Origin of the sequence: Pseudomonas sp. yb_9, assembly GCF_043103635.1 — a bacterium.
Lineage (GTDB): Bacteria > Pseudomonadota > Gammaproteobacteria > Pseudomonadales > Pseudomonadaceae > Aquipseudomonas > Aquipseudomonas monteilii.
On the sequence record NZ_JBICKA010000002.1, the window covers coordinates 1 to 13,301 of the forward strand.

Consider the following 13,301-nt stretch of genomic DNA (forward strand, 5'->3'; position numbering starts at 1 on the left):
AAAACAAACATAAAAAAACCCGGCACAATGGCCGGGGTTTTTAGTGAAGCACTCGCGTCGATCAGCGTGCGTAGGTCATCAGCACGTCCGCAGCAGTCTGGCTGTCCACGCCCATCATCACGCTCAGGGCAGTGACGGTGAGGATGGAGAAGCCGAACACTTTACGGGCCCACTTGCTGTCGTCCTCGGCCTTGTAGCCGCCCCATGCCATGTACAGCCAGTAAAGGCCCATGGCTGCTGCCACGGCCAAGTAGCCGAGGCCGGCGTAACCGCCGAGGGTCAGCATCAAGGTGGCGAGCACGAAGGCCAGCACGTACAGCACGATCTGCTTCTTCGCCGCCAGGACGCCACGTGCCACCGGCAGGACCGGAATGTTGGCAGCGCTGTAATCCTTGAAGCGGAAGATAGCGATGGCAAAGCTGTGCGGCATCTGCCACAGGCTGAACATCACCAGCAGGGTCACTGCAGCCAGGTCGAAGCTGTTGCTCACGGCGCAGTAGCCTATCACCGGAGGCATGGCACCAGACAGGCTGCCGACCAAGGTGCCGTGCACCGATTTACGCTTCAGCCACAGGCTGTAGAAACCGACGTAGACGATGAAGCCGATCAGCGCACAGAACGCCGACAGCGGGTTGGCCTGGACATACAGCAGGCTGAAACCCGCCACCCCGAGCAGGGTGGCGTAGATCAGCGCGAGGGGCAGCGACATGCCGCCCTGCACCATGACGCGGTTCTTGGTGCGCTCCATCTTGTGGTCGATGTCACGGTCGATGCAGTTGTTGAACACGCATCCGGACGCCACCACCAGCGAAGTACCGATCACCACCGCCAGGAACAGGGCGAAATCCACATGGCCCTTCGAGGCAAGGAAGAAACCGCCTGCCACGGAAAGCACGTTACCGAAAATGATCCCCGGTTTGGTGATTTGGATAAAGTGCTTAACGGACATGCAGTCTTACCTCACTTGGCCAACATTTCGAAGTGGATGCTGAACATGATCCACAGCGACAGGCCGACAAGCAGAGCGATCACCAGGGTGGTGAACAGGAACGTCGATACGTTGTTACGTTGCTCTTTCGAGCGGTCCATGTGCAGGAAGTAAACCAGGTGAACAACTACCTGGATCACGGCCATGGCAACGATGATCAGAACGGTCAGGTTCTTCGGCAGGCTGGCGGTCATGGCCAGGCCGAACGGGATCGCGGTCAGGATGATCGACAGTACAAAGCCGATCATGTACGACTTGACGCTGCCGTGGTTACCTTCGTGATGAGTGTCGTGTGCGTTAGCCATTACAGAACTCCCAGCAGGTAAACGACGGTGAATACGCAGATCCAGACCACGTCCAGGAAGTGCCAGAACAGGCTCAGGCAGCTCATGCGGGTCTTGGCGGTCGGCGTGATGCCGTGCTTGTTGATCTGGTACATCATGATTGCCATCCAGATCAGACCAGCCGTCACATGCAGACCGTGGGTACCTACCAGGGCGAAGAAGCCCGACAGGAAGCCACTGCGCTGCGGGCCGAAGCCTTCGCTGATCAGGTGATGGAATTCATAGATTTCCATCGCGATGAAGCCTGCACCGAACAGGAAGGTCACAGCCAACCAGCCCAGTACGCCTGCTTTCTTGCCATCGAACATCTTCAGCATGGCGAAGCCGAAGGTGATCGAGGACAGCAGCAGGAACAGCGTTTCAACAGCTACGAAATCGAGCTGGAAGATGTCATGACCCGACGGGCCGCCGGCAAAACTGCCGGACAGCACCGCGTAGGTAGCGAAGAGCGACGCAAACAGGATGCAGTCGGTCATCAGGTACAGCCAGAAGCCCAGTACGGTCATCTGGCCCGAGTCGTGGTGGTGGTCGTCATGCCCATGGTCGTGACCATGAGCAGCGCCGCCGTGCATTACTTGACTGGACATTGATTACACCCGCTCAAACGATTCGACACGTGCGCCGGCAGGCAGAGCACCTGCTTTGGCCAGCGCTTTCATACGCTCGCCTTCGATGCGCGCCACTTCTTCGGCTGGAACCATGTAGCCCTGGTCGTCACGTGCAGCGTGGCGAACGAAGACAGCGATGGTTGCAACCAGGCTTGCGCCAACCAGCCACCAGATGTGCCAGATGAAGGCAAAGCCGAAGACGGTCAGGAACAGGCCCATGAACAAACCGGTGGAGGTGTTGCTCGGCATGTGGATAGCGTCGAACTTGGTCGCTGGCTTGTAAGCCTTGCCGCTTTCCTTGGTTTCGTGCCATGCGTCCAGGCCAACCTGCTCAGGCATGTGAGCGAAGTTGTAGAACGGAGGTGGCGACGAAGTGGACCATTCCAGAGTACGGCCGCCCCATGGGTCGCCGGTCACGTCCAGGTTCTGGTTGCGATCGCGGATCGAAACGTAGAGCTGGATCAGCTGGCAAGCGATACCGAACAGGATCAGCACGGCGCCGACAACGGCTACGTACAGGTAGGGTTCCCACAGTGGGTTGTCGGAGTGGTTCAGACGACGGGTCATGCCCATGAAGCCCAGGGCGTACAGCGGCATGAACGCAACGTAGAAGCCCGACAGCCAGAACCAGAAGGCAGCTTTGCCCCACTTCTCGTTCAGGGTGAAGCCGAAGGCTTTCGGGAACCAGAAGGCGAAGCCGGCGATGTAGCCGAATACCGCGCCACCGATGATCACGTTGTGGAAGTGCGCAATAACGAACAGGCTGTTGTGCAGGACGAAGTCAGCACCTGGAACGGCCAGCAGTACGCCGGTCATGCCACCGATGGAGAAGGTGACCATGAAGCCCAGGGTCCAGAGCATCGGTGCGGTGAAGCGCACACGGCCTTGGTACATGGTGAACAACCAGTTGAACAGCTTCACACCGGTCGGAATGGAGATCAGCATCGTCGCCAGGCCGAAGAAGGTGTTGACGCTGGCGCCGGCACCCATGGTGAAGAAGTGGTGCAGCCATACCGCAAAGCCCAGGATGGCGATCGCGCCCGATGCGTAGATCATCGAGTGGTGGCCGAACAGGCGTTTGCCAGAGAACGTCGAGGTAACTTCCGAGAACACACCGAAGGCCGGCAGGATCAGGATGTAAACCTCAGGGTGACCCCACGCCCAGAACAGGTTGACGTACATCATCGGGTTCCCACCAAGCTCGTTGGTGAAAATGTGGAAGTCCAGATAACGGTCAACAGTCAGCAGCGCGAGTGCAGCAGTCAGGATCGGGAACGAAGCAACGATCAGTACGTTGGCCCAGGTGCAGGTCCAGGTGAAGATCGGCATGTCCATCAGCTTCATGCCAGGTGCGCGCATCTTCATCACGGTGACGAGGAAGTTCACGCCGGTAAGCGTCGTACCCAATCCGGATAGCTGTAGCGCCCAGATGTAGTAGTCAACGCCCACCCCAGGGCTGTACTGAATGCCAGCGAGCGGCGGATAGGCAACCCAGCCGGTCTTGGCGAATTCACCAACGCCCAGCGAGATGTTGACCAGCAGCACGCCTGCCAGCAGCAGGTAGAAGCTCAGGGAGTTCAGGAACGGGAAGGCAACGTCACGTGCACCGATCTGCAGAGGAACCGCCAGGTTCATCAGGCCGGTGAAGAACGGCATCGCCATGAAGATGATCATGATCACACCGTGAGCGGTGAAGATCTGGTCATAGTGTTCAGGCGGCAGGTAGCCTTCGGAGCCACCGGTTGCGGCAGCCAGCTGGGTACGCATCATGATGGCGTCGGCAAAGCCGCGCAGCAGCATGATCATCGCGACGATGATGTACATCACGCCGATCTTTTTGTGGTCGACAGTAGTCAGCCACTCGCTCCACAAGTAGGTCCACTTGCGGAAATAGGTGATAAGACCGACGACAGCGATACCGCCGAGCGCGATCATGGCAAGCGTCACCATGACTATCGGCTCGTGATAGGGTATCGCCTCCAGGCTTAGTTTACCGAACATCTCTTACTCCTCTGCACCGGCAGCTGGTTGCATACTCGATTCCACACCCTTGGTTGTGGCCAGGTCTTTGCTGCCTGCTTCTTCGTGGCTACGACCGCGGTTCATGCCTTCGTACTTGTCGACGATCAGCTGGAACTGCTCAGGCGAAGCCTCGCTGTACAGCGCGACTGGGTTGTTTTCGCTTGGTTTGGCCAAGGCGTCGTATTCGGCCTTGTCCAGCTTCTTCGGCGACTGCTTGACCTCGGCGACCCACTTGTCGAAGTCTTCCTGGGAGGTGGCAGTAGCCTTGAATTTCATGCCGGTGAAGCCAGCACCGCTATAGTTGGCGCTGATACCGTCGAACTCGCCGTTTTCGTTGGCGATCAGGTGCAGCTTGGTGGTCATGCCGGCCATGGCGTAGATCTGGCCGCCCAGGCCCGGGATGAAGAACGAGTTCATCACGGCGTCGGAAGTGACGCGGAAGTTGACCGGGGTGTTAGCCGGGAAGACGATCTTGTTGACCGTAGCAATGCCCTGCTCCGGGTAGATGAACAGCCACTTCCAGTCCAGCGCGACCACGTCGATCTGCACCGGCTTCACATCGGAATCCAGTGGACGGTATGGGTCCAGCTTGTGAGTGGAGTGGTAGGTGACGTAACCCAGGGCGATGATGATCAGGATCGGGATGATCCACACCGCGGCCTCGATCTTGGTCGAGTGCGACCAGTCAGGGGTGTAGGTGGCTGCCTTGTTGGAAGCACGGTACTTCCAGGCGAACACCAGGGTCATGATGATGACAGGGATTACCACCAGCAGCATCAGGCCGGTAGCGATCAGGATCAGGTTCTTTTGCTCAATGCCGACCTGGCCCTTCGGGTCGAGCAGGGTCCAGTTGCACCCACTGAGTAAAAGCATGCCTAAAAAGGGCAATATGCCAAACAGTCTGGGGTAACGCTTTTTACTCATCTCACGACCTCTAGATCAGCTTGCTTCAATGCAATTTGTGTTTTGGTAGCCAACACTTCGTCCTGCCAAGTGAGGCATTTCGCGCCCGTACTCGCTCCTGCCTGGGGTCCGACTGCAGGACCTTGGCTTCGAGCGTGTTAGCGGTGCTTATGGTTTCGTAGGCAACAGGCCTGTACTTCAGACCAAGTCCATTTGGTGCGGGAAAACGCGGAGGGGGGTCCGCCCGGTATCGCCGTTGGGCGAAACTTGACGAAGTCAGCAAAAAGGAGCGCTGGGGCTTCCTTCAATCCTGCGACTCGCAAGCAGTGCCGAACGGAAATTGGGGGCGATTGTAGTTAGGTCGCCAACCCTTGACTATGACTTATTGAGCAACAGTCTTTTACAGAATCTGTAACAATGATGCTCAATAATTCAACTTCGCGACAGTTTGTCGCACCCCGCTTGCCAGGCCTCAAAGCCGCATTCTAAAAGGCTTCGGGATTGATCCAGATCAAGCGGCGAGCAACTTTTCCCTCTTCTCATGCGGCGTAAAAGCCCCCATAGAATTCGGGACTTTTGTCTAAGCCTGGCGTCGGTTGCGATAGATACCGAGCGGAACCAGAATGGCGGTCAGCACAAACGCTACCAGTGCCCACTGCGCCAGTGACAAACCGAGGATCGGCGGGTACGGCGTGCTGCAGAAGCCGTCGACCTGGAACGCCAGCGGCCAGAGCTTGGCCAGTGGCAGGTCGTCCACGATCGGTTGCAGGGTGTCGATGCCACAACTGACCATGGGGTTGGCGAGTATATACACATGGTTGCCCGCCGCAATGATTCCGCCAATGGCACTGAGCACCACCAGCACCTCGAAGAAGGTCAGGCTACGGCGCCCGGGCATCGCGGCGGCGATGAACGCGAACACGGCAATGAACAGCAGCGCGTAACGCTGCAGGATGCACAGCGGGCACGGCGCCTCGCCCAGTACCACTTGCATATAGAGGGCGCCGCCGATCAGCGAGAGGCAGATCAGGCCCAACAGCACCAGAAAGCGCCGTTCCCGATTCAGGCGCGATGTTTGTTCGTTCATTGCCGGTTCCTTCGATGGATAGTGGCAGCGTGGTCCGCCTGCCTGGGCGCAAGTCTACACGCTGGGCATGGCCTGTGAGCATGCCGAGGGAGCGGCGCGGTAGCACTGCGCAGGGCTATCCGGTGAGGCTGAGACCGACCGCAACGGCGTCGGTTCAACGCCGGGCGGCAAAAAAGCGGCTGCCCGGGTGCCGCGCAGGGGCAAGCCCCTCGACACCCGGGAGTGAAGGATACCGTGATTAACGGAAGATTAATGATGAAAACGGCGAGCCCGGTTTCATCTTTCCTTATATATAGGAAGAAGGTGTGTACTGCCTGTACCGGCCTCTTCGCGGGCCTGCCCGCGAAGAGGCCGGTACAGGCGCTATATCATTCCAAGGCAGCCGCCGGCCCGAAGAACTCGTAACGGCTCTGCTGCTCCGGCACACCCAGCCCTTTCAACTGACGCTTCACCGCCGCCATGAACCCCTTGGGCCCAAGGAAGTAGGCATCCACATCACGCGCCTGCGGCAACCACTCGGCCAGCAGGTCTTCGCTCAACAGGCCCACAGCATCAGCCGCACCACCCTCCTCCGGCTCGGCATAGCAGTAGAAGCGCTTGAGCTGCGGGTGACGCGCCGCCAGGCCATCGACCCATTCACGGAAGGCATGCACCGCGCCGTTACGCGTACAGTGAATGAAATGCACCTCGCGCCGGGTTTGCAGCGCCGCCTGCAACATGGCCAGCGTCGGGGTAATACCCACGCCCCCGCTAATCAGCACCAGCGGCTTGTCGCTGGCCGCCAGGGTGAAGTCGCCCGCAGGCGGGAACAGTTGCAGGGTATCGCCCACCACCAGCTCATCGTGCAGGTAGTTGGACACCTTGCCGCCCACCTCGCGCTTGACGCTGATGCGGTACTCCCTGCCATCGCACAGCGCCGACAGCGAATAGTTGCGGCGCTGTTCAGCACCGTCGATGTCCAGCTTCAGGCCAATGTACTGGCCAGGCTCGGCCTTGAGCACCGGTTTACCATCCACCGGGGCAAAGTAGAACGAAACGATTTCGCTGCTTTCCTGCTCGCGGCGCACCAGGCTGAATTCGCGGGTACCACGCCAGCCGCCCTCGGTTTCTTCCTTCTGTTTATAGAGGCTTTCTTCAGCACCAATCAGGATGTCGGCCAGCTGGCCATAGGCCGCGCCCCAGGCCTCGATCACCTCAGGGGTAGCGATTTCCTTGCCCAGTACTTCCTCGATGGCGCGCAGCAGGCAGCTGCCGACGATCGGATAGTGCTCCGGCAGAATCTGCAGGGCAACGTGCTTGTTGATGATCTGCCCTACCAGTCCCCCCAGCTGCTCCAGTTGGTCAATGTGGCGCGCATACATCAGCACGCCGTTGGCCAAAGCACGTGGCTGGTCGCCACTGGCCTGGTGGGCTTGGTTGAACAGCGGGCGTACCTCGGGGTACTCGCTGAGCATCATCTTGTAGAAGTGGGTGGTCAGCGCTTCGCCGCCGCTTTCCAGCAGGGGTACAGTGGCCTTGATGATTGCACGTTGTTCGACATTGAGCATTGCGACAACTCCTGAGCCTGTGGCTTCAAATGACTGCGTTAGGTATTTCAGCAATCGTGCCAACTTTTATCGCCAGTAAAATCAAGGGGTTGAAGCCAATCATGTCAAAACGACCCACCTCGTCGTATAGTCATATCGACCCATAGGAGTCTTTATGACCGCAAAGCCATTGCTCACCACCCTGCTGCCCCTGGTCAGCGACCTCTCCCGCGACTTGCCCGACCAGGAGCGCTACCGCCGCTTGCTGCAAGCCATGCGCGGGCTACTGCCGTGCGATGCCGCCGCGCTGCTGCGCCTGGATGGTGAATGGCTGGTGCCGCTGGCGGTGGATGGCCTGAGCCCTGACACCTTGGGCCGACGCTTCCGGGTCAGCGAGCACCCGCGCTTCCAGATACTGCTCAGCCGCCCGGAGCCCACTCGTTTCGCCAGCGACTCCGAACTGCCCGACCCTTACGATGGCCTGGTCAACGCCCCCGATGCCGACCTGGAAGTGCACGACTGCATGGGTTGCCCGTTGATGGTTGATGAACGCCCCTGGGGCCTGGTCACCCTCGATGCCCTCACCCCCGGGCAGTTCCAGAGCCTGGAGCTGGATGCCCTGCAAGCCTTCGCCAGCCTGGCCGCCGCTACCGTTACCGTGGCCGAACGCATCGAGCACCTGGCCCTGCGCGCCGAAGACGAACACCTGCGGGCCGAAATCTACCGCCAGGCCAGCGGCCAGGATAAAGAGCTGATTGGCCAGAGCCCGGCGCATAAGCGCCTGGTGGAAGAAATCCGCCTGGTCGGCGGTAGCGACCTGACTGTTCTGATCACTGGCGAAACGGGCGTTGGCAAGGAACTGGTGGCCCAGGCCCTGCACCAGGCCAGCAACCGGGCCGACAAGCCACTGGTCAGCCTCAACTGCGCCGCCCTGCCCGATACCTTGGTGGAAAGCGAACTCTTCGGCCACGTACGCGGTGCCTTCACTGGCGCGCACGGCGAGCGCCGGGGCAAGTTCGAGCTGGCCAACGGCGGCACGTTGTTCCTCGACGAAGTGGGCGAACTGCCGCTAACGGTGCAAGCCAAACTGTTGCGTGTGCTGCAAAGCGGCCAACTGCAGCGCCTGGGCTCGGACCGCGAGCACCGTGTGGACGTGCGCCTGATCGCCGCCACCAACCGTGACCTGGCCGCAGAAGTACGCCATGGCAACTTCCGCGCCGACTTCTATCACCGCCTCAGTGTGTACCCGTTGCACGTACCGCCCTTACGCGAACGTGGGCGAGATGTGTTGTTATTAGCGGGCTACTTCCTCGAACAGAACCGTTCACGCCTGGGCCTGAACAGCCTGCGCCTGAGTAGCGAAGCCCAGGCCGCGCTGCTGACCTATGAGTGGCCAGGCAACGTGCGCGAGCTGGAGCACCTGATCGGCCGCTCGGCCCTCAAGGCACTGGGCCAGCGCCCCGACCGGCCACGCATTCTCACGCTTGAAGCCGTCGATCTGGACCTGCGCGCGGTGCTCGCAACCCCAAACGCCCTGCCCTCCCCCGCAGCCCCTGCCCAACTGGCACCATTGCCTGAAGGCGGCCTGCGCGAAGCGGTCGACCTCTACCAGCGCCAAGCGATCGAAGCCTGCCTGCAACGGCACCAGAATAATTGGGCGGCAGCGGCCCGCGAGCTGGGCCTGGACCGCGCAAACCTGAGCCGACTGGCCCGCCGGCTGGGGCTTCGCTGAGGCTCACCTTACAAAAGGATTAACCCAGAAAGCCATCTGGTTGCTTCCTGCCTGGCTGCTATATCTCCCTAACCACCCGAATTTCGACTGCCTGGTCGAGACTGCGCGGAATGGCCCGGCAAGGGCTCTGTGACGCAGGTTGTGGCTCGAACGGTTCGGGCCGGGGGATCCAGATACCAGCAGGGAGCATCCATGGACAACATCGTCGTCGCCGATAAGCAAACCGAAGTCGCCACTCAGAGCGCCTGGGGCAATATCAACCTCAAAGGGCCAGGCGTCGTGCAGATGCCGGTAGCCCCCGACAAGGTCGCCACTGTTACCCAACGTGGTCAAGACCTGATCATCACCCTGAAATCGGGTGAAAAGGTCACCATTGGCAACTTCTTCGCCGTGGACCAGGCCGGGGTCGGTAGCGACATCGTCTTCGTCGGTGAAGACGGCACCCTGTGGCACGCGCAATATGATGCAACGGCCTTCACCGGTTTCACCTTCGAAGATGTGAACTCGCTGGACGAACTGGTCGCGGGTATCGGCACCGCCGGTAGCGCCATGCCAACCTGGGCGATTGCCGGGCTCAGCCTGCTTGGCGTCGGTGGCGCTGCGGCGGCAGCCGACAACGGAGGCGGCGGTAGTAGCGGTGGCGGCTCGGACCCCGATACCACCGCACCGGCCACGCCCATCGACCTGCTGGTGTCGCCGGATGGCTTGCGCCTGACCGGCCGTGGTGAAGCAGGCACCACAGTGAGCATCCGTGATGCTGCCGGCAACCTGATCGGCAGCGGCACCGTGGGTGCCGACGGCACCTTCGACGTGACGTTGAACCCGCCGCAGATTAACAGCGAGAACCTTGAAGTCACCCTGACCGATGGTGCCGGCAACGTCTCGACGCCTGGCACAGTCACCGCCCCGGACGTGACTGCGCCGCTTGCACCTGCCGACCTTGCCATCAATGAACAGGGCACCACCCTCACCGGCCGTGCAGAACCCGGCGCTACGGTTTCGGTGCGGGGGGCCGACGGGGTGCTGCTGGGCTCAGCCGTGGCCGGTGCAGACGGCCAGTTCAGCATCACCCTGCAACCGCCACAGACCGAAGGCCAGGCTTTGGAGGTCAGCGCCAAGGACGCAGCCGGCAACACCTCACCTTCGGCCAGTATTTCAGCGCCAGACGTCGAGACACCTGATACGACCGCCCCAGACCAGCCCACCAACCTCGCCCTTGCCAGCGGCGTAACCCTCACTGGCCGCGGTGAACCAGGGGCCACCGTGCAGGTGCGCGATGCCGCTGGCAACATGATTGGCACAGGCTTGGTCGGTGCCGACGGGCTGTTCAGCGTCACGCTGTCGCCCGCCCAGGCCAACGGCGAAGCACTGGACATACGCCTGGTGGATGCTGCCGGCAACAGCTCGATCCCGCTTGAATTCACAGCACCCGACATCACCCCGCCAAGTGCAGTCAGCGACATCCTGGTCGGCAGTGGCGGCCTGGCGCTGAGCGGCCGAGGTGAACCGGGTGCCACCGTCGAAGTCCGCGATGCCAACGGCACCGTGATCGGTACCGGGGTGGTCGGGGCCAATGGCACCTTCCTCATCAACCTTGATCCGGCGGTACAACCGGGTGACCAGCTGAGCCTGGTGCAGACCGACCCCAGCGGCAACGCCTCCGTTGCCCTCGAATACGATGTACCACTCACCACCGCGCCAGACAGCCCGAGCAACCTGGCCATCGATGCCGATGGCACTACCCTCACCGGTACCGCACCTGCGGGCACCCGCGTAGAGGTCCATGACGCCAACGGCACGCTGATCGGCAGCGCCTTCGCCAATCCCGATGGCACTTTCAGCATCGAACTGAACCCGCCACAAGCCAACGGTGAACTGCTGGATGTCGTCGCCATCGATGACAGCGGCGTCTCTTCGCTGCCCGCACAGATCTCCGCGCCAGACATTACCGCGCCCGCCGCACCGACCGAACTGGCCGTCAGCGCCGACGGCACCGTGCTCACTGGCCGGGCCGAACCGGGCAGTACTGTGCGTATCGTTGCCGCTGACGGCACCGAACTGGGCACCGCCGTGGTTGGCCCTACCGGCGTGTTCAGCATCAACCTCAACCCGCCGCAGGTCGATGGCGAAGTACTGCAAGCCACCGCCACAGATGCGGCCGGCAACACATCCACAGCCAGCTCAGTCACCGCACCGGATATCGACGGTGTCGATACCACGCCACCCGCAGCGCCAGCCGACCTGGTGATCGGCGTGGCCGGTAGCCAACTGAGTGGCCGTGGCGAAGCGGGCACCACCGTGCAGGTCCGTGACGCTGCCGGCAACCTGCTGGCGACCGGCACTGTTGGGCCGGATGGTACCTTTGTGGTGTCCTTGAGCCCTGCCGTGATCGACGGCAGCACCTTGCAAGTCACCCTGACCGATGCTGCCGGCAACGTATCGCCGTCGGGCGCGGTAACCTCTGCCGACCTGCTGCCTCCAGCTCAACCCACCGACCTGGCCTTGGCCGATGGCGTGACCTTCACCGGTCGCGGCGAGCCAGGCGCCACCGTGCAGGTGCGTGATGCCGCTGGCACCCTCATTGGTACGGGTGTGGTAGGTGCCGATGGCCTGTTCAGCGTCACCCTTAACCCAGCCCAGGCCAATGGCGAAGCGCTGGACGTTCGGTTGGTGGACGCGGCCGGCAACACTTCTGCCCCGCTGCAGTTCGATGCCCCGGATATCACTGCGCCAGCCGCACCAACCGAACTGGCTGTCAGCGCCAACGGTAGCGTGATTACCGGCCGAGCCGAACCGGGCAGCACCGTGCGTATCGTTGCCGCTGACGGCACCGAACTGGGCACCGCCGTGGTTGGCCCTACCGGCGTGTTCAGCATCAACCTCAACCCGCCGCAGGTCGATGGCGAAGTATTGCAAGCCACCGCCACCGATGCGGCCGGCAACACATCCACAGCCAGCTCGGTCACCGCACCGGATATCGACGGTGTCGATATCACGCCACCCGCAGCGCCAACCGACCTGGTGATCGGCGTGGCCGGTAGCCAACTGAGTGGCCGTGGCGAAGCGGGCACCAGCGTGCAGGTCCGTGACGCTGCCGGCAACCTGCTGGCGACCGGCACTGTTGGGCCGGATGGTACCTTTGTGGTGTCCTTGAGCCCTGCCGTGATCGACGGCAGCACCTTGCAAGTCACCCTGACCGATGCTGCCGGCAACGTATCGCCGTCGGGCGCGGTAACCTCTGCCGACCTGCTGCCTCCAGCTCAACCCACCGACCTGGCCTTGGCCGATGGCGTGACCTTCACCGGTCGCGGCGAGCCAGGCGCCACCGTACAGGTGCGTGATGCCGCTGGCACCGTCATTGGTACGGGTGTGGTGGGCGCCGATGGCCTGTTCAGCATCACCCTTAACCCTGCCCAGGCCAATGGCGAAGCGTTGGACGTTCGGTTGGTGGACGCGGCTGGCAACACTTCTGCGCCGCTGCAATTCGATGCCCCGGATATCGCACCACCTGCGGCGGTGAGCAACATCGTGGTCGGCAGTGGCGGCCTGGCCCTAAGCGGGCGTGGCGAAGCCGGCGCCACCGTCGAAGTCCGTGATGCCAACGGCACCGTGATCGGTACCGGGGTGGTCGGGGCCAATGGCACCTTCCTCATCAACCTTGATCCGGCGGTACAACCGGGTGACCAGCTGAGCCTGGTGCAGACCGACCCCAGCGGCAACCCCTCCGTTGCCCTCGAATACGATGTACCACTCACCACCGCGCCAGACAGCCCGAGTAACCTGGTCATCGATGCAGACGGCACTACCCTCACCGGTTCCGCCCCGGCGGGCACCCGAGTAGAAGTACACGATGCCAACGGCATGCTGATCGGCAGCGCCATCGCCAATCCCGATGGCACTTTCAGCATCGAACTGAACCCGCCACAAGCCAACGGTGAACTGCTGGATGTCGTCGCCATCAATGACAGCGGCGTCTCTTCGCTGCCCGCACAGATCTCCGCGCCAGACATTACCGCGCCTGCCGCACCGACCGAACTGGCCGTCAGCGCCGACGGCACCGTGCTTACCGGCAGGGCCGAACCGGGCAGCAC

9 protein-coding genes are annotated in these 13,301 nt (G+C 61.7%); 2 read left to right on the forward strand and 7 right to left on the reverse strand.

All coding sequences use genetic code 11. From position 1 onward, the window contains the following. Positions 1-61 precede the first annotated feature (61 nt). The 7 genes from cyoE to hmpA form a co-directional block, all read right to left on the reverse strand. Entirely contained in the window at positions 62-949 is an 888-nt protein-coding gene (gene cyoE, locus ACF8MI_RS00020; protein WP_012270561.1) for a heme o synthase, read from the reverse strand. Positions 950-960: 11 nt separating this feature from the next. Next, the gene (cyoD, locus tag ACF8MI_RS00025; RefSeq protein WP_003248599.1) at positions 961-1,293 is read right to left on the reverse strand and encodes a cytochrome o ubiquinol oxidase subunit IV; all 333 of its coding nucleotides are present in this window, start codon (positions 1,291-1,293) and stop codon (positions 961-963) included. After that, positions 1,293-1,919 (reverse strand): cytochrome o ubiquinol oxidase subunit III, encoded by a 627-nt coding sequence (gene cyoC / locus ACF8MI_RS00030; protein WP_012051225.1) that lies wholly within the window; start codon positions 1,917-1,919, stop codon positions 1,293-1,295. Before cyoC ends, cyoD begins: the two co-directional genes overlap by 1 nt. Before the next feature lie 3 nt (positions 1,920-1,922). Beyond that, on the reverse strand, positions 1,923-3,941 hold the full coding sequence (gene cyoB, locus ACF8MI_RS00035) for a cytochrome o ubiquinol oxidase subunit I (RefSeq protein ID WP_060499736.1): 2,019 nt from the start codon (positions 3,939-3,941) through the stop codon (positions 1,923-1,925). 3 nt (positions 3,942-3,944) lie between these two features. Then, positions 3,945-4,886, reverse strand: a complete 942-nt coding sequence (gene cyoA, locus ACF8MI_RS00040; RefSeq protein WP_060499735.1) for a ubiquinol oxidase subunit II — start codon at positions 4,884-4,886, stop codon at positions 3,945-3,947. A gap of 559 nt (positions 4,887-5,445) precedes the next feature. Beyond that, positions 5,446-5,952 carry a disulfide bond formation protein B gene (locus ACF8MI_RS00045; protein ID WP_016713239.1) on the reverse strand — a complete coding sequence of 169 codons (507 nt, stop codon included), beginning with the start codon at positions 5,950-5,952 and terminating at the stop codon, positions 5,446-5,448. Positions 5,953-6,320: 368 nt separating this feature from the next. Next, complete coding sequence (gene hmpA, locus ACF8MI_RS00050; RefSeq protein ID WP_060499734.1) at positions 6,321-7,499, reverse strand: NO-inducible flavohemoprotein; 1,179 nt, start codon at positions 7,497-7,499, stop codon at positions 6,321-6,323. 154 nt (positions 7,500-7,653) lie between these two features. Between hmpA and norR the strand changes: the two genes are divergently transcribed. Beyond that, the gene (gene norR / locus ACF8MI_RS00055) at positions 7,654-9,210 is read left to right on the forward strand and encodes a nitric oxide reductase transcriptional regulator NorR (protein WP_060499733.1); all 1,557 of its coding nucleotides are present in this window, start codon (positions 7,654-7,656) and stop codon (positions 9,208-9,210) included. Positions 9,211-9,402: 192 nt separating this feature from the next. Then, positions 9,403-13,301, forward strand: a 3,899-nt coding sequence (locus ACF8MI_RS00060) for an Ig-like domain-containing protein (RefSeq protein WP_392517273.1), incomplete at its 3' end; no start/stop codon positions are given.